This window comes from Micromonospora lupini (assembly GCF_026342015.1).
GTDB lineage: Bacteria > Actinomycetota > Actinomycetes > Mycobacteriales > Micromonosporaceae > Micromonospora > Micromonospora lupini_B.
The window spans coordinates 1,548,250-1,569,098 of the sequence record NZ_JAPENL010000001.1 but is presented as its reverse complement, the minus strand read 5'-3'; the positions used below and the strand labels follow the sequence as shown (position 1 = coordinate 1,569,098).

The 20,849-nt window shown below is 69.7% G+C and carries 23 protein-coding genes; 14 read left to right on the top strand and 9 right to left on the bottom strand.

The window, feature by feature from the left end; translation table 11 throughout:
* Positions 1-50: 50 nt before the first annotated feature.
* On the bottom strand, positions 51-992 hold the full coding sequence (locus tag OOJ91_RS07195; protein ID WP_266243775.1) for an NmrA family NAD(P)-binding protein: 942 nt from the start codon (positions 990-992) through the stop codon (positions 51-53).
* Positions 993-1,058: 66 nt separating this feature from the next.
* On the opposite strand from OOJ91_RS07195, the gene OOJ91_RS07190 reads away from it, so the two are divergent.
* The gene (locus OOJ91_RS07190) at positions 1,059-1,670 is read left to right on the top strand and encodes a TetR/AcrR family transcriptional regulator (protein WP_266245298.1); all 612 of its coding nucleotides are present in this window, start codon (positions 1,059-1,061) and stop codon (positions 1,668-1,670) included.
* Here OOJ91_RS07190 and OOJ91_RS07185 read toward each other — a convergent pair.
* Positions 1,667-2,263 (bottom strand): class I SAM-dependent DNA methyltransferase, encoded by a 597-nt coding sequence (locus OOJ91_RS07185; RefSeq protein ID WP_266243774.1) that lies wholly within the window; start codon positions 2,261-2,263, stop codon positions 1,667-1,669. The two genes, OOJ91_RS07190 and OOJ91_RS07185, sit on opposite strands and share 4 nt — an antisense overlap.
* An 84-nt stretch (positions 2,264-2,347) precedes the next feature.
* Here OOJ91_RS07185 and OOJ91_RS07180 point away from each other — a divergent pair, with 84 nt between their 5' ends.
* The 3 genes from OOJ91_RS07180 to OOJ91_RS07170 all read left to right on the top strand — a co-directional run bounded on the left by OOJ91_RS07180 (position 2,348) and on the right by OOJ91_RS07170 (position 5,197).
* On the top strand, positions 2,348-3,577 hold the full coding sequence (locus OOJ91_RS07180) for a low temperature requirement protein A (RefSeq protein ID WP_266243773.1): 1,230 nt from the start codon (positions 2,348-2,350) through the stop codon (positions 3,575-3,577).
* 91 nt (positions 3,578-3,668) lie between these two features.
* Entirely contained in the window at positions 3,669-4,058 is a 390-nt protein-coding gene (locus OOJ91_RS07175; protein ID WP_266243772.1) for an effector-associated constant component EACC1, read from the top strand.
* On the top strand, positions 4,055-5,197 hold the full coding sequence (locus OOJ91_RS07170; RefSeq protein WP_266243771.1) for a caspase family protein: 1,143 nt from the start codon (positions 4,055-4,057) through the stop codon (positions 5,195-5,197). The genes OOJ91_RS07175 and OOJ91_RS07170 overlap by 4 nt, the downstream gene beginning before the upstream one ends.
* Before the next feature lie 169 nt (positions 5,198-5,366).
* Here OOJ91_RS07170 and OOJ91_RS07165 read toward each other — a convergent pair whose 3' ends face one another.
* Both OOJ91_RS07165 and OOJ91_RS07160 read right to left on the bottom strand, forming a co-directional pair.
* Entirely contained in the window at positions 5,367-5,897 is a 531-nt protein-coding gene (locus OOJ91_RS07165; protein WP_266243770.1) for a DUF6036 family nucleotidyltransferase, read from the bottom strand.
* On the bottom strand, positions 5,894-6,286 hold the full coding sequence (locus tag OOJ91_RS07160) for a hypothetical protein (RefSeq protein WP_266243769.1): 393 nt from the start codon (positions 6,284-6,286) through the stop codon (positions 5,894-5,896). The genes OOJ91_RS07165 and OOJ91_RS07160 overlap by 4 nt, the downstream gene beginning before the upstream one ends.
* A gap of 287 nt (positions 6,287-6,573) precedes the next feature.
* On the opposite strand from OOJ91_RS07160, the gene OOJ91_RS07155 reads away from it, so the two are divergent.
* The 4 genes from OOJ91_RS07155 to OOJ91_RS07140 all read left to right on the top strand — a co-directional run bounded on the left by OOJ91_RS07155 (position 6,574) and on the right by OOJ91_RS07140 (position 12,968).
* The gene (locus OOJ91_RS07155) at positions 6,574-7,167 is read left to right on the top strand and encodes a hypothetical protein (RefSeq protein ID WP_266243767.1); all 594 of its coding nucleotides are present in this window, start codon (positions 6,574-6,576) and stop codon (positions 7,165-7,167) included.
* Positions 7,168-7,322: 155 nt separating this feature from the next.
* On the top strand, positions 7,323-11,246 hold the full coding sequence (locus OOJ91_RS07150) for a ThuA domain-containing protein (protein ID WP_266243766.1): 3,924 nt from the start codon (positions 7,323-7,325) through the stop codon (positions 11,244-11,246).
* Between the two features lie 717 nt (positions 11,247-11,963).
* The gene (locus OOJ91_RS07145; RefSeq protein WP_266243765.1) at positions 11,964-12,164 is read left to right on the top strand and encodes a helix-turn-helix transcriptional regulator; all 201 of its coding nucleotides are present in this window, start codon (positions 11,964-11,966) and stop codon (positions 12,162-12,164) included.
* A gap of 159 nt (positions 12,165-12,323) precedes the next feature.
* The gene (locus OOJ91_RS07140; protein ID WP_266243764.1) at positions 12,324-12,968 is read left to right on the top strand and encodes a LysE family translocator; all 645 of its coding nucleotides are present in this window, start codon (positions 12,324-12,326) and stop codon (positions 12,966-12,968) included.
* A gap of 44 nt (positions 12,969-13,012) precedes the next feature.
* Here OOJ91_RS07140 and OOJ91_RS07135 read toward each other — a convergent pair whose 3' ends face one another.
* The 4 genes from OOJ91_RS07135 to OOJ91_RS07120 all read right to left on the bottom strand — a co-directional run bounded on the left by OOJ91_RS07135 (position 13,013) and on the right by OOJ91_RS07120 (position 15,325).
* The gene (locus OOJ91_RS07135; RefSeq protein ID WP_266243762.1) at positions 13,013-13,363 is read right to left on the bottom strand and encodes a hypothetical protein; all 351 of its coding nucleotides are present in this window, start codon (positions 13,361-13,363) and stop codon (positions 13,013-13,015) included.
* Complete coding sequence (locus OOJ91_RS07130; protein WP_266243761.1) at positions 13,321-13,731, bottom strand: hypothetical protein; 411 nt, start codon at positions 13,729-13,731, stop codon at positions 13,321-13,323. The genes OOJ91_RS07135 and OOJ91_RS07130 overlap by 43 nt, the downstream gene beginning before the upstream one ends.
* Positions 13,732-13,843: 112 nt before the next feature.
* The gene (locus tag OOJ91_RS07125; RefSeq protein ID WP_266243760.1) at positions 13,844-14,341 is read right to left on the bottom strand and encodes a septum formation initiator; all 498 of its coding nucleotides are present in this window, start codon (positions 14,339-14,341) and stop codon (positions 13,844-13,846) included.
* A 57-nt stretch (positions 14,342-14,398) separates the two neighbouring features.
* Positions 14,399-15,325 (bottom strand): helix-turn-helix transcriptional regulator, encoded by a 927-nt coding sequence (locus tag OOJ91_RS07120; RefSeq protein WP_266243758.1) that lies wholly within the window; start codon positions 15,323-15,325, stop codon positions 14,399-14,401.
* Between the two features lie 105 nt (positions 15,326-15,430).
* Here OOJ91_RS07120 and OOJ91_RS07115 point away from each other — a divergent pair, with 105 nt between their 5' ends.
* From OOJ91_RS07115 to OOJ91_RS07100, 4 genes are read left to right on the top strand one after another with little or no spacing between them, the layout of a single operon-like run.
* The gene (locus OOJ91_RS07115; protein WP_266243756.1) at positions 15,431-16,129 is read left to right on the top strand and encodes an SDR family NAD(P)-dependent oxidoreductase; all 699 of its coding nucleotides are present in this window, start codon (positions 15,431-15,433) and stop codon (positions 16,127-16,129) included.
* 24 nt (positions 16,130-16,153) lie between these two features.
* The gene (locus tag OOJ91_RS07110; RefSeq protein WP_266243754.1) at positions 16,154-16,837 is read left to right on the top strand and encodes a response regulator transcription factor; all 684 of its coding nucleotides are present in this window, start codon (positions 16,154-16,156) and stop codon (positions 16,835-16,837) included.
* The gene (locus OOJ91_RS07105; protein ID WP_266243752.1) at positions 16,834-18,123 is read left to right on the top strand and encodes a sensor histidine kinase; all 1,290 of its coding nucleotides are present in this window, start codon (positions 16,834-16,836) and stop codon (positions 18,121-18,123) included. The genes OOJ91_RS07110 and OOJ91_RS07105 overlap by 4 nt, the downstream gene beginning before the upstream one ends.
* Before the next feature lie 28 nt (positions 18,124-18,151).
* Entirely contained in the window at positions 18,152-18,706 is a 555-nt protein-coding gene (locus OOJ91_RS07100) for a DUF5872 domain-containing protein (protein ID WP_266243751.1), read from the top strand.
* A gap of 34 nt (positions 18,707-18,740) precedes the next feature.
* Here the strand turns inward: OOJ91_RS07100 and OOJ91_RS07095 are convergent, their stop codons facing one another.
* Entirely contained in the window at positions 18,741-19,622 is an 882-nt protein-coding gene (locus OOJ91_RS07095; protein WP_266243750.1) for a LysR substrate-binding domain-containing protein, read from the bottom strand.
* Positions 19,623-19,692: 70 nt separating this feature from the next.
* Between OOJ91_RS07095 and OOJ91_RS07090 the strand changes: the two genes are divergently transcribed.
* Positions 19,693-20,172, top strand: a complete 480-nt coding sequence (locus OOJ91_RS07090; RefSeq protein WP_266243749.1) for a GNAT family N-acetyltransferase — start codon at positions 19,693-19,695, stop codon at positions 20,170-20,172.
* Between the two features lie 130 nt (positions 20,173-20,302).
* Complete coding sequence (locus OOJ91_RS07085; protein WP_266243748.1) at positions 20,303-20,788, top strand: PepSY domain-containing protein; 486 nt, start codon at positions 20,303-20,305, stop codon at positions 20,786-20,788.
* Positions 20,789-20,849: the final 61 nt, after the last annotated feature.

Below are 20,849 nucleotides of genomic sequence, written 5' to 3'. Positions count from 1 at the left end.
CCCTCGTCCGTCAGCTGATCCGTGGAAACGGCTGACTGACCCGAGGGTGGTCAGGGTTTCGCTGGGTGGGGGTTGTCGGTGAAGGCGGTGGCGTGGTCGATGACCCACTGGCGGAACGTTCGCGGTGGTGTTCCGAGGATGTCGAATATCGTGGATGTGACGTGTGCCGGGTGTCCCATCGTGGCATCCCATGCGGCCAGGAGCATGTCCACTGCCGAGCGTGCGATTTCTGGAGTCTCGCGTCGGAAGTCGTCGGGCGGCATCTCCTCGAACGTGATCGGGCGGCCCAGCGCGTCACCGATGATGCTTACCTGTTGGGCCTGACTGAGTGATTCGGGGCCGGTCAGGACGTAGTCACCGCCGGCGTGCCCGTCCTCGTAAAGGGTCCGCGCGACGACCTCGGCCACATCTCGGTCGTCGACGGGGGCCGTCTCGGCTGCGCCGTACGGCCACCGGACCACGCCGTTGCCACGGATGGCGGCGGCCCACCAGGAGAGGGCGTTCGACGCGAACATCCCTGGTCGGATGATCGTCGAGTCGAGTCCGGAGGCCGAGATGAGCCGTTCGATCTCCGCGTGCAACGCCGCCATCGGGTTCGGTTGCTGGAAGAACGGGTGCGGGGTCTGGTGTGGTGCGGACAGGTAGACGATCCGCTGCGCCCGGGCGGCCAGCCGCTCCACGACGTCCGCCGCGGTCTGCGCCGGAGCGGTCCAGACCAGGAAGACCGTACTGACGGCGTGCAGTGCGTCGTCGAGCGATTCGGGCACGGTGAGATCGCCGGTGACGATCTCGACGGTGGCGGGCAGTGTCGCCGCCGTCTCGGGGCGGCGTACGAGGGCACGGACCGGCACGCCCGCACCGGTCAGCAGGTCGACGACGGCGCGTCCGACGCGGCCGGTCGCTCCGGTGACAAGCACCGGAGGTCCTCCTACGGGTGTCATGGCAGCCTCGCCATCGGTGACGGAGTGCAGCGGGGTGTCCAACGGTTCCATGGCTCCCATGAAACCGTTACTGAGTTAAAAATGCAACCCGGTAACGAATGTTAGTCTGGCACGGTGATGGAGCCTGTCGGTCTACGCGCCCGCAAGAAGCTGCGAACGCGGGACGCGATCGCCGATGCGGCGATCTCGCTGTTCCTGGCGCGCGGGTTCGAGCAGGTGTCGGTCTCCGACATCGCCGCCACGGCCGAGGTGTCGAAACCGACCCTGTTCCGCTACTTCGCCACCAAGGAAGACCTGGTCCTGCACCGTTTCGCGGACCACAACGGTGAGGCCGCACGCGTGGTACGCGATCGTGGGCCCGGCATCGCGCCGATGACAGCGCTGCACAGGCATTTCCGAGCCGGTCTCGAACGCTTCGAGCCGGTCACCGGTCTCAACGATCACCCCGAGGTGGTGGCGTTTCATCGGCTGGTGTTCACCACCCCGAGCCTGGCGGGACGGCTCACGCAGTACCTGCTCGACGATGAGGACGCACTGGCCGCCGTCCTCGGCCCGGGCATCGGAGCCCGACTGCAGGCCGCCCAGGTGATCGCGGTTCACCGCGTTCTGGCCCGGACCAACTGGCAGAGGATCGCCGAGGGGCGAACCGCACACGATGTTCTACCTGAGGCGATCGTCGAGGCGGACCAGGCCTTCGCCCAACTGCGCCATGGAACGGACATCTCCTAGCCCGCCACGATGGCGTAGTGCGGCCGGTGGGCGCCTCCGTCGGGGCGCTCCAGGCGCTCGACCTCGGTGAAGCCGGCGCGCGTCAGTCGCTCGGAGATCTCGTCGACCGGCCACCGGTAGGCGGTGGTGACCTTGTGGTCGAAGGCGTCGACCTCGTCCCCGGCGAAGAGGCCCAGCACCAACCTCCCGGACGGGGCCAGGGCACGCCGGAACGTGGTGAGCACGCCGTCGAGGCGCTGCGGCGGCAGGTGGATCAGCGAGTACCAGGCCAGGATCCCGGCGACGGAGTGGTCAACGACGTCCAGGTCGTCAAGTGACCCGAGGCGGTAGCTGCCACCGGGGTGGGTCGCCCGCGCGTGGGCGATGAACTCGGGGACCACGTCGATGCCCGTGGCGTCGACACCCAGCGAACGAAGGTAGTCCGTGAGGTGACCCGGGCCGCAGCCCAGGTCGAGCACCGGACCGCGTCGGCTGCCCAGGTGTCGGCCGATGAGGGCGAGATCGTCGGGGTCCACCTTCTCGCGCGTGCCGAACAGTTCGATGTAGAGATCCGCGACCGAGGCGTACGCCTGCCGTACCTGTTCCGTGCCCACCGCCCGACTATAGGAACCCCGCACCGGGCGGGTCGCGCGCAACCCCCCGTCCGAAAGATCGTTGATGCCCGAGGGGTGTACCGGATGTCGGACGCGTGGACGGGACGGCTTCTGCGGGATCCGGTGGCCGCACCCCGGGCGGCGTTCCTCGAACTCTTCTTCGACCTGGCCTTCGTCTTCGCCCTCACCCGTGTCGCACAACGGCTGATCACCGAGCTGAACGCCCGCGAGCCCGAGCGCGACGTGCTGGCCGGCGCCGCCGAGGCGCTGTTCTTCTTCCTTCTGCTCTGGTTGATCTGGATGCTGGCGGCCTGGGTCACCAGCCTCTACGACCCGGCGCTGGCGTTCGTCCAGGCGCTGGTGATCGTGGTCATGTTCGGCGCGCTGGTGCTGGCCATCGCGATGCCCCACGCGTTCGGCAGTCGAGCCGTGCTGTTCGCCGGCACCTACGTCACCATTCAGCTCGGTCGGCCGCTCGCGCTCACCCTGGCGTTGCGCGGCCACCCGCGACGGCTGGTGACCACCCGCATCACGATCTGGACGGCCGTCGCCGCGGTGCCCTGGCTCGTCGGGGTCGCCGTGAGCGAGCACGCCCGGCCCGCGACCTGGGCCGGCGCCCTGGCCATCGAGTACGTCGGGTTCGCCACCGGCTGGCCGATACCCCGGCTCGGCGCCTCCCGGGTGAACCAGTGGGTGATTAACGGGGTCCACCTGGTGGAGCGCTACCAGCAGGTGTTCCTGATCGCGCTCGGCGAGGCCATCCTGGTGATCGGCCTGGCCTCCAGCGCGGCCCCGATGACCCCCGCGGAGGTCGCCGGCTTCGTCGTCGCGTTCGCTGTCACAGTGCTGTTCTGGCGGATCTACTTCCACCGCTCCGGACACCGGCTCCCCACGGCGATCCGCGACTCGCGGACCCCGGCGCGACTCGGCGAGAGGGCGACCTACGTCCACCTCGTGACGGTCGCCAGCGTGCTGATCACCGCGGTCGGATTCGAACTGGTCATCGCCCACCCCACCGGCGAGGGCACGTTGCCGACGGCCGTCATCGTGCTGGGCGGTCCGGCGCTGTTCCTCCTCGCGCAGAGCTGGGCGGAGCACGAGGTCTTCGGGCGGCGCCCCTTCCGCCGGCTGGCCGGGGTGCTGGTGCTGGTGGCGGCAGTCCCGGTCGGCGCCCTGCTGCCGGGACTGGCGGTCCTGGTCATGGCCGCCGTGGTGCTCAGCCTTGTCGGTGGGGCAGACACGCTGGCGGGCCACCTGCGAGGTTCACACGGTGATGGCGCGGGTCCGTCCGGGGGCGGCCAGGGCACACGATGAACCAGCGCTTCGCCGCCCGGGGCGACGTGGACGCTCGCCTGCTCGTTGAGCGCTCACGCCAGCCCGGTCGTCAAGCCGACAGCATCGACGTATGGCGTTCCCGTTTCGGAACGGGGATTATCGCCGCGTGTATGCGAAGATCGCGCTTGGTAACGACGTGGCGCACGAGTTGGCGTCCCTTTACTCGTGGCTTCAACGAGACGATGAGTTTCGCGGCCGAGTCAAGACGGTGACGGCCGAGCTGAAACCCGGCGACATGGGCGGTGTCACTGCGATGCTCACCGTGGCACTCGGCAGCGGCGGCGCGGTGGCCGCGCTCGGCGGCACTCTGAACGCCTGGATCGCGGCACGACGCACGAAGGTCAGCGTCGAGATCACGAACGGGGGCTATGCCTGTCGCGTCGAGATCGACACAGCGAACGCCAGTGCTGCTGCGGAACTGTTGCGCAAGGCGATCGCCTCGGCTGGCGGGCTGGAATGACCAGCCGCCTACCCGAACCTGACCGCTCAAATGCGTTGATCGTCGGGGCCGCGAACTTCGTGAGTGAGGCCATCAACGACCTGCCGTCGGTGACCAACAACATCACTGCGCTGGCAGAGGCCCTCAGCGATTCCCGCAACGGAGTGGTCGGGCCCACCCGCTGCCGTCGGCTCATCAACCCGAAGACGCTCGACGAGGTGGGTACCGCGCTTGACGAGACTGTGAACGCCGCCAGCGACACCGCGATCGTGTATTACGCCGGACACGGGTTGCTCACGCCACGCGGAGCATTGCATCTCGCGGTCACCAACACAGATCCGAGACGTGTTGCATACACCGCCGTGCCGATCGAGTGGCTCCGTATGGCTATGGCCGAGAGTCCGGCGAGAAATCGGATCCTGATACTTGACTGTTGTTTCTCGGGCCACGCCACAACGGCCATGACTTCAGTTTCTTCGGCGCTGACTGCAGCCATCGACATCAACGGCACTTACACCATCGCCTCTGCACCAGCAAATTCGACCTCCATCGCACCACCGGGGGACCGATTCACCGCATTCACCGGCGAACTGCTGCGGGTGCTCCGCGATGGTATCCCTGGCGCCGGCGCCCTTCTCTCGATGCGTGATATCTACACCGCGCTCGTCCGCGGGTTGCACGCACGTAGCATGCCGCGTCCCCAGCACCTCGGCACCGGCCTCGCCGACCATATCGCGCTCGGCCCCAACACGGCTGACAGCCTCGGAAGGCCTGCAGCGCGCTCCGTGGTGGCACCCTCACTATCCGCCACGGTTCGCACGAAGGAAGTAAGCAGCCCACCTCCAGTCGACACGGACGCACTCGCGAAGCAGTTCCACCAGGCGCTTGTCGATGGTTACCGTGCCATGAAGCGTGAGATCAACTACAACGCGACCATCTATATCCGGATGATCTCCACATCGGGCGGACTTAGTGCAGCCCGTCAGCTCCTGCATGCCTCTTCGGTCTCCAGCGGATTCACCACCCTCTGGGAGAAGGGCCGCCTCGACCTCACTGTGGAGGCCTTCGTCCTGCAACAGCCGTGGTCCGGGCTGTTCACCGACGACGAACTTCAGATTGCGCGCGACCGGCTCGCCCAATACGGTCACTATCCAGCCTGACCACACCCCTGACGCAGGGCCGCCGAGCTCTCACGGACCTGTGGGCTCGACCGACATGCCATCCTGCGGTCCGGCGGCACCATCATGCGAACCAGTCACGACTATCGTCGGCGGACTGCTGCTGCTCCTGCTGCAAGGATCGGTGCTCGGTTGAAGTCCGATGAAAGGGCTAACGGTCATCGAAGACATCTTCGAGCACGAGCCTTGCCCGAGCTGGGACCTCCTCGTCCGGAAAGATCTCCGTGCACAGATTGAGGACTTGCTCCGTACTGGTCAGTCCGAGGCGCTCGACCAGGAAGCGGATGTCTTCGGCATCCCGGCGGCGTGCGGCCAGCACTTTCATTGCCAACAGGTGTTCCGGCGACGCTGCCGCTACCCGCAGGCCCGGATGGTCGAAGACACGAGGAGCCATCGCATCGCCGCCCGGGGCGACGTAGGCGCTTGCCTGCTCGTTGAGCCACCAGTATGGAAGGCCGAGTTCGTCGGCGACGGCCCTCGCCTCGTCGAGCACGATGCCATGTGGCTGAAAGACCGCATCGATGTCCCGGGTAGCGCGGCGGGCGTCATAGGCCAGGGCCATCGCCGCACCACCAAAGATGTAAATGTCCGCAACCACTCCCCGTCGGGAAAGACGCTCCCCCAGCCGGCGGAATGCGTCTTCGATCGCGGTGCGGTCCAACAGCGGATCATCGGCACTCACGCGACGTTCAACTCCTGCTCCGCCACAAATATGCCGCGACGTCTGAACGCCGCTGGCGCGTGCACCACCGCGTCCACACGAGCAGCGCGGCTGTTGAATGGGAACCAGAACTGCCGTAGCGACCGCGTAGCAACCCACGGCGGCGCGCCGCGCCCGTCCTTGGCCGCCAGGTGCTCTACCAACGCCGCGAGGAACACATCCCAATGCTCGTCACCGACAAGGGCCGGTTCGGCGTCCAGCAGACGGTCCCGGACCTCGGCTGGCTCCCAGCGGTACTCTTCCAGGAACTCCGCCACCAGCCGCCAGCGTCGCGTCTCGTCAGCCCCGACGAGAAGGGAACCTAGCCGCTCCACCGTCAGGGGCTCATAAGCCGCAGCACGATCTTTCACACCCGTGACGCTAGTACACGCACAGGCAGATCCAGGGTCAGCCACAGGTCTGGAGGCGCCATCTGGCTGGACGAGGCCCGCGGTGCCCGCCGAGCTTGGGCTGGAACATCCACCGTGATCCGAGAAGGATTTTGGTCCGCAAGCTTTCGAGAATCGGGCTGCCAGGAGCGGGAGCCTCAACCCACGGGGTTCAGGGTTGCTCGGTGGAAGACCTGAGGCGAAGACCGGGGCTGTCACCGGGCTTCGCCCGGAGTCGGGCGCACACTCACGACCAGATGATGTTGGGCATGAGACGTGCCGCATTCTTCGTGATCGCCGGGCCGGCCTGCATCGTGGGTTACGGGCTCGTACGCCTGTGGGGGAAGTCCGACGGCACGTACGGTCCGGGGTTCGACTGGCAGGCCGCGCACCTGGTCGCCCTGGCAGGCATGGTGTGCTTCGTACCGGCGGTGCTGGCGCTGGCCGGCCTGCTGCGCCCCGGCCCGTGGCGCAGCGTCCTGGTGGCCGTCACGCTTGTCGGGCTCGCCGCCACCATGGTGCAGTTCGGGGCGGACATCGTCGAGGGGCTGCTGGCCGCCGACCGGGCCGAGATGTCGGCGCTCGGCGCGGACTTCAAGGACGTACCCGGTGTCGAGGTGGCCTTCTACGACGTCGTACCGCAGCTGTTCTTTCTTGGTCTGCTCGTCCTGGCGGGCATGCTGGCCGCGCGGCGGCGGTTGCCGTGGTGGAGTGTCGCCCTGCTCTTCGTCGGCATCGTCCTGCCGGCTGTCACGCTCGACCTGCTGCCACTCGGCGGTCTCTGCATGCTTGTGGCGCTCGCGCCGGCGGCGCCGGCGCTGCGGCGGCCCGCCCCGGGAGCCAGCGTGGAAACCGTAATTTGACCTTGCCGGCCAGAGTCGCTCTGAGCTGCTGAGATAACGCTCTCACGGATAGTGCGAGACGTCTTGACGGGCCGGGTATCGAGCCGCGACGATGCATGCACCACCGCCCGACGTGATCGGCGCACGTCGTCCCGCACCCGCGAAAGGACCTACCCGTGCGCAGATCCCTGAGAGCGTGGTTCGGCGCCGCGCTGAGCGCGATCCTCGTGCTGGGCGGCGTCGTCGCCACGCCACCCGCCGCCAGCGCAGCGCCGTTCACCGTGCTGGTGTTCAGCAAGACCGCCGGCTTCCGGCACGGATCCATCACCCCCGGCATCACGGCGATCCAGCAGCTCGGCGCCGCCAACGGGTTCACCGTCGAGGCCACCGAGGACGCGGCCGCGTTCACGGACGCCAACCTGGACCGGTTCGCGGCGGTGATCTGGCTGTCCACCACCGGCGACGTGCTCGACGCCGCCCAGCAGGCGGCGTTCGAGCGCTACATCACCGGCGGCGGCGGGTACGTGGGCGTGCACTCGGCCTCCGACACCGAGTACGACTGGCCCTGGTACGGCGGGCTCGTCGGGGCGTACTTCGCCTCGCACCCGGCCGAGCAGACCGCCACCGTGACGGTCGCCGACCAGGTGCACCCGTCCACCCGGGCGCTGCCGCAGCGCTGGAGCCGGTTCGACGAGCTGTACAACTACCGCGCCAATCCCCGGGGCAACGTGCACGTGCTGGCCACCCTGGACGAGAGCACCTACAGCGGGGGCAGCATGGGGTACGACCACCCGATCTCCTGGTGCCAGAACTACTCCGGCGGGCGGGCCTGGTACACGGGCCTCGGCCACACCGACGCGTCGTACACCGACACGGCCTTCCGCCAGCACCTGCTCGGCGGCATCCAGACCGCCGCCGGGGCGGTCGACGCCGACTGCGGCCCCACTGTCACCACCAACTTCCAGCAGGTCGAGCTGGCCAAGGGCGCGGCCGAGACCGGCGAGCCGATGAGCCTGACCGTCCTGCCCGACCGGGGCGTGCTGCACACCTCGCGCGACGGCGTGATCCGGCACACCGACGCGGCCGGCAACACCAAGGTCGCCGCCACCCTGTCCGTCTACAGCGGCGACGAGGAGGGGTTGCAGGGCATCAAGGCCGACCCCAACTTCGCCACCAACCGCTGGGTGTACGCCTACTACGCGCCCCCGCTGAGCACACCCGGCGGCGGCGCCCCGGCCACCGGCACGCCTGCGGACTTCGCCGTCTGGGACGGCGTCAACAGGCTGTCCCGCTTCACAGTGAACGCGGACAACACCATCAACCTGGCCAGCGAGACGCTGATCCTCAACGTGCCCACCAGCCGGGGCATGTGCTGCCACGTCGGCGGCGACATGGACTTCGACGCGGCCGGCAACCTGTACCTGTCCACAGGCGACGACACCAACCCGTTCGACTCGGCCGGGTTCACGCCGATCGACGAGCGGGCCGGTCGTAACCCGGCCTTCGACGCCCAGCGCACCGCGGCGAACAGCAACGACCTGCGGGGCAAGGTGCTGCGCATCAAGCCGAGCGCGGCGGGCGGCTACACCATCCCGACCGGCAACATGTTCGCGCCCGGCACCGCGCGGACGCGCCCGGAGATCTACGCGATGGGGTTCCGCAACCCGTTCCGGATGAGTGTGGACAAGGCCACCGGCGTCGTCTACCTCGGTGACTACGGCCCCGACGCGGGCACCGCCGACCCGAACCGGGGGCCGGCGGGCAACGTGGAGTTCGCCCGCATCGACAGGCCCGGCTTCTACGGTTGGCCGTACTGCACCGCCCGCAACGACGCCTACAACGACTACACGTTCCCGTCCGGACCGTCCGGGGCGAAGTTCGACTGCGCGGGCGGACCGGTCAACAACTCGCCCAACAACACAGGCATCACGCAGCTCCCGCCGGCCGTGCCGGCGTGGCTGCCGTACGGCGGTTCCGGATCGCCGCCGGAGTTCACCGGCGGTGGGCTGTCACCGATGGCCGGGCCGGTCTACAGGTACGACCCGAACAACACCTCCGCCGTTGCGTTCCCGCAGTACTACGACGGCACCTTCTTCGCCGGTGAGTTCGGCCGCCGCTGGATCAAGAACATCAAGATCGACGCGTCCGGCCAGCCGCTGAAGATCAACCCGTTCCCGTGGACCGGCACGCAGGTCATGGACATGGAGTTCGGCCCGGACGGCGCGCTGTACGTGCTCGACTACGGCACCGGCTGGTTCAACGGCGACGCCAACTCGGCGCTCTACCGCATCGAGTACGCCCGCGAGGGCAGAGCACCCGTCGCCAGGGTGTCCGCCACCCCGACAAGCGGCACCGCGCCGCTGACCGTCGCCTTCTCCTCGGCCGGCACCCTCGACCCGGACGGCGACCCGTTCACCTACGCCTGGGACTTCGACAACAACGGCACCACCGACTCGACTGCCGCGAACCCGAGCTTCACGTACACCACAAACGGGACCCGTAGCCCGACGTTGACGGTCCGGGACACCACAGGCAAGAGCGCCACCGCGAGCGTGGTCGTCACCGTCGGCAACAGCGCCCCCGTCGTCACAGTGAACACTCCGTTGAACGGGCAGACCTTCGCCTTCGGGGACGCGGTGCCGTTCAGCGTCACCGTCACCGACGCCCAGGACGGCACGATCAACTGCGCCCGGGTCAAGGTGAACTACGTCCTCGGGCACGACTCGCACGGCCACCAGCTCGGCAGCGCGCAGGGCTGCACCGGGGTCATCCAGACCTCGGCCGACGGTGAGCACGACACGGCGGCGAACATCTTCGGCATCATCGACGCCGAGTACACGGACCTGGGCGGGGGCGGCCAACCCGCGCTGACCACGCACACCCAGGCGGTGCTGCAACCTCGGGTACGCCAGGCCGAGCACTTCGGCGACTCCTCAGGTGTCCAGATCGTCGCCGGGGCGGCCGGACACGGCGGCGCCGCGGTCGGCTACATCGACAACAACGACTGGATCTCGTTCCGCCCGTACAACCTGACCGGCGTCCAGTCGTTCAGCGCCCGGGTCGGTGCCCCGGCCGGCGGCGGGGGGACGCTGGAACTGCGCGTCGACTCGCCCACCGGGCCGCTTGTCGGTTCGGCCACAGTCGTTCCCACCGGCGGGTACGCGAACTTCGCCACGGTCACCGGTGGAGTCACCGCGCCGACCGGCACCCGGACGTTGTTCCTGGTCTTCAAGGGCGCCGGGCCGTGGTTCGACATCGACGAGTTCACCCTGTCCACCAGTCCCGGCGGCCCGGGCCCCGACCCGGAGCCGACAGGTAACCTGGCCCAGGGCAAGCCGGCCCGCGCGTCAAGCTTCGAGGGGGCCTACACCGCGGCGAACGCGTTCGACGGCGTGGCCGGCACCCGCTGGGGCAGCGCCTTCGGCGATCCGCAGTGGATCGACGTGGACCTGGGCGCCACGTACGCCCTCAGCCGGGTCAAGCTGACCTGGGAGGCGGCGTACGGCAGCGGGTACCAGATCCAGACCTCGACGGACGGGGTCACCTTCACCACGATCCGCACGGTGACCGGCGGCGACGGAGGCGTGGACGACCTGACCGGGCTCACCGGCTCCGGCCGCTACGTCAGGCTCCTCGGCACCGCCCGGGGCACCGCGTGGGGCTACTCGCTGTTCGAGTTCGAGGTGTACGGCGCCACCGGCAACCCGACAGGCGGCAACCTGCTGCTGAACAAGCCGACGTCGACGTCCAGCACCGAGGGGGCCGACGTGAGCGGCGCCCAGGCCGTCGACGGCAGCCTCACCACCCGCTGGTCGAGCACCTTCTCCGACCCGCAGTGGATCCGCATCGACCTCGGCAGTCCCACAGCGATCGGGCGGGTCAAGCTCGCCTGGGAGGCGGCGTACAGCAGCGCGTACCAGATCCAGACCTCCAACGACGGCACCACCTGGACCACAGTGAAGACGGTGACCGGCGCCGACGGTGGCGTGGACGAGCACAGCGGCCTCAACGCCAACGGTCGCTACCTGCGGATCTACGGCACCGCCCGGGGGACCGGGTACGGGCACTCGCTGTGGGAGGTGGAGGCGTACACGAGCTGAACCACCACCTGAGTCCGCCCCCACCGCCGGTCGAGCGGTGGGGGCGGACTCGCCTCGATCACGTGATGCCCAGTAGCTTCGGTGGTCCCCTGACACCTATTCCTCAACACGTGATCACCCTGCGGCCCTGCGCGGGTCCGGCCGGCCGCTGGTTGTGAGCAGCGAGCGGCGAGGCGTTGGCGCGCGGCTTGGCGATTGTGCACATGAGGGATTTCTAGTAGCGACGCACCGGGCACGCCTCGATCCGATCGCGCGCCCACCGCAGCGGCGGGCACCCATCCGGCCGGCAGCGCCCGCACGATCCGTGCGCCCGGTGCTGCGCGATGGTCTGCCGCGCCAGCATCGGCACCCATACCGACCGGGGTAGCTCTCGCTCGATCACCTGCGGTGCGCCTTGAGTGTGTCCCGCGCCCACGTCAGCATGTCGCATCGGCCGTCCCGGCACTGCGCGCAGCCACCGACGGCCCTGTACTCGCTGGGCTGCTCGTGATGCTGGCTGATCACTCGTTGCGCGGTCCAAATGACCAACGCTGGCGTCACGGGTCCGTCGTCCATGGCCACGGCTCCACCTCCAAAAACGGCAGGTCCGGCCACCGATCCCCGATCAGGTGACCGAACCGCGTCCAGTTATCGCCCCACCAGCCTCCCTTGTAACGTGGGCACCGTCAAGGTTGCAAGTGGCAACGTTTGCAGGTAGCACGTACATACGGTCATGGCGTGAGACTCGTGGCGCTCTCCGACATCGCAGACATGCTCGGCGGCATATCGCGCACCCGGACCACCGAGATCACGAACCGCGCCACCTTCCCGGCACCGATCGACACGGTGGCCAGCGGCAAGGTGCGCGTCTGGGATCGCGCTGACGTGGAAGCGTGGATCAAGAAGCACCGGCCACACCAAGCGCGCGACGAAAGCTGAGACGGCCCGCGGACCCTGCCGGAGGCCGGGCCGTTCGGCGGCGACCCTTCAGGCAAACTGAGACGCCTGTCCTCTGGGGCCGCGTGCCGCGCCGCCCGGCCAGCGCCTCTGCAACGCTCGAGGGCTCACGGGGTAGCCGCCTACGATAGGTTGATCATCGTGGCAGCCCTCAGCGCTCTGTGGTCCTTTGTCATAGTCGTGGGCCTGCTCACCATGACCCCCGGGATGGACACCGCCCTCATCCTGCGCACCGCGGCCCTCGGAGAAACCCGCCGTGCCTGGGGAGTCGTTCTCGGAATCCAAACTGGAACCCTGGCCTGGGGCGCGCTCACCTCTGCTGGTGTCACCGCGTTGCTGACGGCTTCGCACCTGGCCTACGAGGTGCTGCGATGGGCTGGCGCCTGCTATCTGATCTGGATGGGGCTGAGCATGCTGTGGGCCACCCGCCACCGTCAACCAGACGCAGCGGACCCGCCGATCGACGAACCCGCGACGGTCGGCAACGACTTCTACCCAGGGTGGCGTCGCGGCGCGCTGACAAACCTGCTGAACCCGAAGATGGGCGTGTTCTACGTCGCGCTCCTACCTCAGTTCATCCCCTCCGGCGCTTCCCCGTTTGCCTTCGGTGTGTTCCTCGCCTGCGTGCATATCCTTCTGGGTACTGCCTGGTCGGCCGTGCTGGTCGTCCTGGCACGTCGGCTGCGCACGGTGTTGCAACGTCCCACGGCTCGTCGGTTTTTGGACCGCGTCACCGGGACTGTGATCACCGGATTCGGGATCCGGCTCGCTGCCAGCAGTCACTGACGTCGCCGAACCTCTCCCGCCGCGGCGACACCTACGCTGCGGTACTAGTCGTCGGCGACGGCCACCGGCTCCGCGCCTATGCACCGGACCTTCAACTCGTGCCTGCCGGCCGAGCCCTCGAACGTGACCTCGACGTCGTCGTCCGGGCCCCGGTCCACGTCGCGCACCCGGTAACCCTGCGCGGGCGCCCAGGACACGAGGCGTACGCCACCGGCACCGCTCTCGGCCACGGCCGTGCCGCCGTCGGTGGCGAAACCCCGGCGGACCCCAGAGCTTGCGCTCGGCGCGGGGCTGGTCATGCCCGGCCCGGCGGGGCTGGCGCCCGTCGTGCCGGTGGGCACCGGCTCCGGCGTCACCTGCTGGGCGTCGGTGCGGGCGTCCGAGTGAATGGCCACGGATACTCCCCGAACAGGTTGGTGCACGCCGTGAGCATTCCCTGTCGGGCGTCGGCCAGGCGTTGGTTGGCGGGCCCCGTGTCCACAGTGGGGTCGTTCTTCACCCAGAGGTCGCCGGCTTCCTTGGCCGCCGATCCCAGCCGCTGACCCGCCTCCCGGACGGCGGGATCCGTCGAGTCGATGGAGGCCATCGCAGTGGTCACGTCCCCCATGGGGGAATCCTTCGCCTCGATGCTGCGGACCACGCGCGTGCACGCGGAGGCGGCCGCCTTGTCCGAGGGCGTGGTGGAGCTGGGGGCGGGGGAGGGCGCCTCGGCGGGGGAGCAGGCGGTCAGCAGCAGCGAGGCGACAACGAGGGTGCGGATCACGGCAGGGAGCTTAAACGATCTGCAGGTCCTGATGCCGAGCCCTTACGACCTGCTCGTCCTGGCCGGCAAGTCACTGCTCGACCGGACGGAGGCGCTGTGACCTGTTGCGACGTCAGTCGTCGGCGACGGCCACCGGCTCCGCGCCGATGCAACGGACCTTCAACTCGTGCCTGCCGGCCGAGCCCTCGAACGTGACCTCGACGTCGTCGTCCGGGCCCCGGTCCACGTCGCGCACCCGGTAACCCTGCGCGGGCGCCCAGGAGACGAGGCGTACGCCGGCGGGGCCGCACTCGGCCACGCCCGTTCCGCCGTCGGTGGCGAAGCTGCGGCGGACCCCAGAGCTGGGGCCGGGCGCGGCGCCACTCGCCGTGCCCGCGCCGGGTGACGCGGTGCTCGCCGAGCCGGGCCCGGCCGGCGGGGCGCCCGTGGTGCCGTTGGGCGTCGACTCCGGCGAGGCGAGGGCCCGCTCGATCTCCGCCTCGCTGCGCACCCCGCCCGGGGTTCCGGTGATGCTCTCCCCGACCAGCCGGATCGCACCCAACCCGATCAGGGTGGCCACGGCGACCGTGGTCACCCAGCCGCTGGCGACGAGGATCGAACGACGGCTCATGCCCCGACTATCCCCGATCCGAAGTTGTCGTCGACGCATCCCAACGCTAAAGCAGAGTTAAGGCCAGCCCTTACTGCCCTTTGCCGGCGGCGTCGGGTAACGCCGGGTGGTGTCGCCGAAGTCGTCAGAAGTCGACGGGGCGGAAACCCCTGCCACGACGGCCAGGCGCATGCTGGTCTCGTCGCTGGTGTCCGGTGCCGCGGTGAGGATCACGATCTTCAGCTCGGCGTCGCCGTCGGTCAGAACGTCGCAGTCGACAGTGACGGTGCCGACCGAGGGATGCTCGATGATCTTGCGGTCCTCGCGGTGTGCGGCGACAGTCCCGGTCGCCCACAGCTCGGCGAACTGCTCGTTGCCCTCGGTGAGGTCGCGGATGAGCCTCGCCAGACGGCGATCACGGGGAAACCGGCCGGTGGCACGCCGGAGGTCGGAGACGACTGCGGCGCTCGTGGCGTCGGCGTCCAGTGAGATCACCGGCCAGCGCGACATCCCCGGCCCGTCGGCGGTCACCGGGAAGGTGTCGCGGGCGAAGTTGCGCAGGCCCGGCGGGGACGTCGACGGGTCGCCCAGGAGCGCGGCCCAACTCCTGTTCCACCAGATCACCTGCCAGTCCGCGGCGAAGACGGCGACGGCAGCGTCATTCAGGCGTCCCACCACCCGCTGCACGCCGGGCGGAATGTGGTCGGAGATCTGGTCATCCGTCGGGGGAGCGAGGTGTGCCAGCCGGAACAGGTGGTCGCGCTCGGCGGAGGTCAGCCGGAGGGCGCGAGCGAGCGCGGAGGCGACCTGCGCCGAGGGTGTGGTCGCCCGTCCCTGCTCCAGGCGCACGATGTAGTCGACCGACACGCCGGCCAGCTCGGCCAGTTCCTCCCGGCGCAGCCCGGCGGCCCGTCGCCCACGGCCGGCGGGCAGACCCGTGGCGGCCGGCGACAGGCGGTCACGCCAGGCGCGGATCGTCGCCCCCAGCCCCGCAGCCTGCGTCATCACGCCTCGATTGTTGCGCACACCCCCATCGTGAAGGTGGTATTGCTTTTCCTACCGAGGCGCCGTCCCTGGCACACGCGTGCATCTCGACGAACGCTGGGACGCATGACGATCACCTTCATCACCGGGGCCAACAAGGGCCTCGGCCGCGAGACCGCCCGCCGCCTCATCGACCTGGGCCACACGGTTGTCGTCGGGGCGCGCGACCCCGAGCTCGGCGTCGTGACGGCCGACACGCTCGGAGCCCGGTTCGTGCAGATCGACGTCACCGACAACGACTCCGTGGCCGCCGCGGCGGCGGACGTCGAGAAGCACGAGGGCCGCATCGACGTACTGATCAACAACGCGGGCGTCCACGGGCCGTTCGGCGACCCGAGCGACCTGACCGGCGACGCCGTGCTCGATGTCCTCAACGTCAACCTCGTCGGCGTGGTGCGGACGACCACCGCCTTCCTACCGCTGCTGCGCCGCTCGTCCGACCCGGTGATCATCAACGTGAGCAGCGCGATGGGCTCGCTGTCGGCCACGCACGACCCGGCGCGACCCGAATCGGGCGTCATCGCCCCCGTCTACACGTCGTCGAAGGCGGCGCTGACCATGCTGACCACCCAGTACGCCAAGGCGCTGACGGACGTCCGGATCAACGCCGCCGACCCCGGTTACACCGCCACTGACCTCAACGGCCACAGCGGTCCACAGACCGTCACCGAGGGCACGGACGCCATCGTCATCCTCGCCACCGAAGGACCGGGCCACCGCTCGGGCCGCTTCGTCGACCGTCACGGCGAGATCGCGTGGTCCTGATGACGAGCCGTTAGCCTGCCAGGTGTGGCCCGCCTGCTGCTCATCGAGGACGACCTGACCATCCGTACCCCGCTGATCCGTGCCCTGCGGGAACGCGGCCACGCGGTCGCCGCGGCCTCGACCGCGATGGCCGGGCTGCGCGACGCCCTGGAGGACCGGCCCGACCTCGTCGTGCTCGACCTGGGCCTGCCCGACCTGGACGGACGCGAGCTGCTGCGGATGCTGCGCGCGGTCAGCTCGGTGCCGGTCATCGTGGCCACGGCCCGCGACGACGAGACCGAGATCGTCCGGGTCCTCGACGCGGGCGCCGACGACTACGTGGTCAAGCCGTTCACCGCCGCGCAGCTCGACGCCCGTGCCCGGGCGGTGCTGCGGCGGGGCCCCGCCGGCGCAGACGCGCAGGATCCGGCCCTCGTCGTCGGCGGGCTGCGGGTCGACAGCCGATCCCGGCAGGTCACCCTGGACGGCAGGACTGTGGAGCTGACGCCGCGCGAGTTCGACCTGCTGCACCACCTGGCCGGCCGGCCCGGCCAGGTGGTGACCAAACGTGAGCTGCTCACCGAGGTCTGGCAGATCCCGTACGGCGGCGCCGACAAGACCGTCGACGTGCACCTGTCCTGGCTGCGCCGCAAGCTGGGGGAGAACGCCCAGCAGCCGCGCTACCTGCACACCGTGCGCGGCGTCGGGGTCCGACTGGAAGCGCCGTGAGGGCACGGCTCGCGCTGCTGGTCGCGGCGGTAAGCGTGCTCACGCTGATCGCCTTCCTGGTGCCGCTGGCGTTGCTCGTCCGCACCGTTGCCCAGGACCGGGCCACCGTGCGGGCCACCGCCGACGCCCAGAGCCTCGTGCCGGTGGTCGGCACCGCCGACGCGTCGACCATCCGGCTGACCGTCGAGCAGCTCGCCGTGGAGTCCGGTCGGCAGGTGAGCGTCTTCCTGCCCGACGGCACGGTGCTCGGCGCCCAGGCGCCCCGTACGCCCGCGGTGGCTCTTGCCGCGCGTGGCCAGAGCCTGACCGGGGAGTCGGCGGCCGGCCGGGAGGTGGTCATCGCCGTGCAGGGTCGGACGGACGGCACCGGCGTGATCCGGATCGTGGTGCCCCGCCAGGAGCTGACCGCCGGCGTGACCCGAGCCTGGCTGGTGCTGGCGCTGCTGGGACTGGTGCTGGTGCTGATCGGGTTGGCGGTCGCCGACCGGCTGGCGCGCACGCTGGTCCGGCCGATCGGCGAACTCTCCGCCGTGTCGCACCGCCTGGCGAACGCCGAGCTGGACGCCCGGGTCACGCCCGCCGGCCCGGCGGAGCTGCGCGAGGTGGCCGGTGCTCTCAACCACCTGGCCGGTCGGATCCAGGTTCTCCTGCTGCAGGAGCGCGAGCAGGTCGCCGACCTGTCCCACCGACTGCGGACGCCGTTGACGGCGCTGCGCCTGGAGGCGGAGTCGCTGCGCGACCCGGACGACGCGGCCCGGATCGCCACCGCCGCCGACGGGCTCGAACGGGCGGTCACCGGCCTGATCCAGCAGGCCCGCTGGCGTCGCGCGCCGACGCCGGGCACGGCCGCCTCGGATGCCGCGGCGATCGTCGCGGACCGGGTGGCGTTCTGGTCGGTGCTGGCCGAGGACACCGGTCGGGCCGTCCACCTCGACCTTGCTCCCGGCCCGCTCTCCGTCGGGGTGCCCGCCGACGACCTGACGGCCGCCGTGGACGCGCTGCTCGGCAACGTCTTCGCGCACACCCCCGACGGCACGCCCTTCACCGTCCGGCTCGCCCGCGACGACGGGGAGGTGCTGCTCACCGTCGCCGACGAGGGGCAGGGCATGCCGTCCGGCGCGGTCCGACGGGGTGCCAGCGCGGCCGGGTCGACCGGGCTCGGCCTGGACATCGCCCGCCGCGCCGCGCAGGCCGGCGGAGGTCGGCTGGAACTGCGGTCCGGTCCGGAGGGCGGGGCGCAGGTGCTGCTCCGGCTCGGTCCGCCGACGTCGCGGCGAGAGGCATAGCCGCTGCGCTGCCGGGTAGCTGCCATCCATGGCGCGGTATACGAAACCCGAGCTCAGAGAGCAGATCAAGGAAGAGATCAAGGCGTCCGACAAGGGCGGCCGACCGGGACAGTGGTCGGCACGCAAGTCACAACTGGTCACCCAGGAGTACAAGAAGCGTGGCGGGGGATTCCTGGGCGAAAAGGACGAGCGGCAGAAGTCGCTCCAGCGCTGGGGCAACGAGCAGTGGCAGACGAAAGAGGGCGACACTCGTGCGCGCAAGGGCGGCACGACGAGTCGTTATCTGCCTAAGAAGGCCTGGGACGAGATGTCGGAGAGCCAGAAGCGCGCGACCGACAGCAAGAAGCGCGCGGCCAGCCGAACCGGCAAGCAATTCGTCGCCAACACCGGGCCGGCGAAGAAGGCGCGTCGAGACGCCACCACGGCCGGCCGGATGTCGGAGATGTCGGTCGCCGAGGCCGCCAAGCTGGTCCGTGGCCTCGACACGCGGCAGCTCAGGACCGCCCTGCGCAACGAGCATGCCGGCAAGGACCGCAAGACACTCGTCCAGCGGCTCGAAGCGGAACTCAACAGGCGCGGTTGACCGTGCGGGTACGGCAGGTGGCGCACCGGGCAGCTCAGCGAGCCCGACCCGCTGCCTCGAAGCCCGTCGAGGTGATCCGGTCGTCCTGTCGGCGGCGCAGGATCCGCACGTCGGTGCCCGCCTCGGTGCCTGTCAACGGCAGCACTCCCACCGAGGCGGGCACCACGGCGGAGATGCTCGCCGGGGCGATCGTCACCCCGAGGCCGGCCGCGACCAGGTGCGCCACCGTGGCCCAGCTGGTGGCGTCCTGGACGATGTTCGGTGTGTAGCCGGCTTCCAGGCACGGCCGTAGATTGCGCTGGTAGGCCCGCTCGCCGGCCACCCGGGGAAAGAAGACGAACGGGTCGTCACGCAGCACGACGGCGTCGATCGCGGGGTCTCCCGCGTGCGGGTGATCGGCCGGCAGGACGGCGACGAAGGACTCGGTGGCAAACGTGGTGCCGACCAGGTCGTCGTGGTCGTCCGCGTCCCGAACCACGCCGAGATCGACCTCGCCTTTCAACAGCCGGTCGACGATGTGCGCCGTGTACGCCTCGTGTAGGCGTAGGTGGACGGCCGGATGGCGCTCGCGGAATCGACGGATCGGCCCGGCCAGCCCGAGCTGGATCGCCGAACTGACGAAACCGATGTCGAAGCGCCCCTGCTCCCCGCGCCCGATCCGGCCCGCCTCGTGCACGTCGTCGGCCACGGTGGCCAGCACCCGCCGGCACCGGTCCAGATACGCCTCGCCCGCGGGCGTCAGCGCCACCGACCGGGAGGTACGCACGAACAGCGGCGTGCCGATCATCGCCTCGAGTTGACGGATCTGCTGCGACAGCGGCGGCTGGGCCATCCGCAGCCGCACCGCGGCCCGACCGAAATGGAGCTCCTCGGCGACCGCGACGAAGTAGCGCAGGTGGCGCAACTCGGGTTCCATACCTCAAGGATACGGATGACCCCGAACAAGATATTGGACGTTCGAATGGCGGTGGCCGGAGAATCCCACCATGAAGCCGAGCACGCTGACCATCACGTCCATGACGACCGCTGCGGAGGCCGAAGCCTTCCGGACGCTCAACGAAGAATGGATCTCCCACTTCTTCACCATCGAGGAGTCGGACCGCAAGACGCTCAACGACCCGTTCGCCGCCATCGTCGAGCCGGGTGGCGACGTGCTCATCGTCCGCGACGGCGGGGAGATCATCGGCTGTGTCGCACTGGTCCGCAGCTCGGACGACGTCTTCGAACTGTCGAAGATGACCGTGCTCCCGTCGGCGCGCGGCAGGGGTCTCGGCCGTCAGCTCATCGAGGCGGCGATCGAGCGCGCCCGCCAACTCGGCGCGACAACCCTGTTCCTGGGCAGTAACACCAAGCTTGCCGACGCCGTGCACCTCTACGAAACTGCCGGCTTCCAGCACGTCGGTCCGGAACAGATCCCGCTGCCGCCGTACGCCCGCGCCGACGTCTTCATGAAGATGGTGCTCTGACCACGTCCGGCCAACGCGGAGTTCCGGGGCTCGGCGCGGGCTTAACCCGGCCTTAGCGTTTGGACAGCGCTGCGCTATCCCCGTTCAGCCGATCCTCGGAGTCGACAACCGAGGAGAGGTGGACACCACGATGAAGCGCACCAATCTGCTTCTGGCTACGGTCGGCGGCTCGGCGGTGCTGGCGGTGGCCGGGGTCGCGCTGGGCGTCGCCGCCGCGAACGACACGCGGACCGGCGACACGGCGCTCGCCGCGGCGACCGTTGCCCCGACGGGCACGGACGCGCCGGACGACAGCGCCACCACCGCCGCGCCGGGCACCAGCGGCACGCCGTCGGCAAGCACCCCATCGGGTACGCCGTCGAGCGGCACGCCGTCGATCGGCGCCGCACCGACGGGCAGCGCGGTCGACGAGAAGCGCGCCGGTGAGATCGCGCTCGCCAGGGCCGGTGGCGGCCAGATCGTCGAGGTCGAGGCCGAGCAGGAGAACGGCCGGCCGGTGTGGAGCGTCGAGATCATCGCCGGCGACACCGAGCACGAGGTGGACGTCGACCGGGACAACGGCTCGGTGGTGAAGGCCGAGCAGGAGCCGATCGACGACGACAACGACGACGACTGACCACCAGGTGCCGCCGCCCGGCACGGGGATCCCCCCAAGGCGGGCGGCGGCTCTGGTCGCG

Bases quoted from the DNA above. Each gene is read 5' to 3' on its own strand.
- OOJ91_RS07195 (WP_266243775.1), bottom strand. From the start codon at position 992: ATGGAACCGTTGGACACCCCGCTGCACTCCGTCACCGATGGCGAGGCT.
- OOJ91_RS07190 (WP_266245298.1), top strand. From the start codon at position 1,059: ATGGAGCCTGTCGGTCTACGCGCCCGCAAGAAGCTGCGAACGCGGGAC.
- OOJ91_RS07180 (WP_266243773.1), top strand. From the start codon at position 2,348: ATGTCGGACGCGTGGACGGGACGGCTTCTGCGGGATCCGGTGGCCGCA.
- OOJ91_RS07175 (WP_266243772.1), top strand. From the start codon at position 3,669: ATGGCGTTCCCGTTTCGGAACGGGGATTATCGCCGCGTGTATGCGAAG.
- OOJ91_RS07170 (WP_266243771.1), top strand. From the start codon at position 4,055: ATGACCAGCCGCCTACCCGAACCTGACCGCTCAAATGCGTTGATCGTC.
- OOJ91_RS07155 (WP_266243767.1), top strand. From the start codon at position 6,574: ATGAGACGTGCCGCATTCTTCGTGATCGCCGGGCCGGCCTGCATCGTG.
- OOJ91_RS07125 (WP_266243760.1), bottom strand. From the start codon at position 14,341: ATGAGCCGTCGTTCGATCCTCGTCGCCAGCGGCTGGGTGACCACGGTC.
- OOJ91_RS07120 (WP_266243758.1), bottom strand. From the start codon at position 15,325: ATGACGCAGGCTGCGGGGCTGGGGGCGACGATCCGCGCCTGGCGTGAC.
- OOJ91_RS07115 (WP_266243756.1), top strand. From the start codon at position 15,431: ATGACGATCACCTTCATCACCGGGGCCAACAAGGGCCTCGGCCGCGAG.
- OOJ91_RS07100 (WP_266243751.1), top strand. From the start codon at position 18,152: ATGGCGCGGTATACGAAACCCGAGCTCAGAGAGCAGATCAAGGAAGAG.
- OOJ91_RS07095 (WP_266243750.1), bottom strand. From the start codon at position 19,622: ATGGAACCCGAGTTGCGCCACCTGCGCTACTTCGTCGCGGTCGCCGAG.
- OOJ91_RS07090 (WP_266243749.1), top strand. From the start codon at position 19,693: ATGAAGCCGAGCACGCTGACCATCACGTCCATGACGACCGCTGCGGAG.
- OOJ91_RS07085 (WP_266243748.1), top strand. From the start codon at position 20,303: ATGAAGCGCACCAATCTGCTTCTGGCTACGGTCGGCGGCTCGGCGGTG.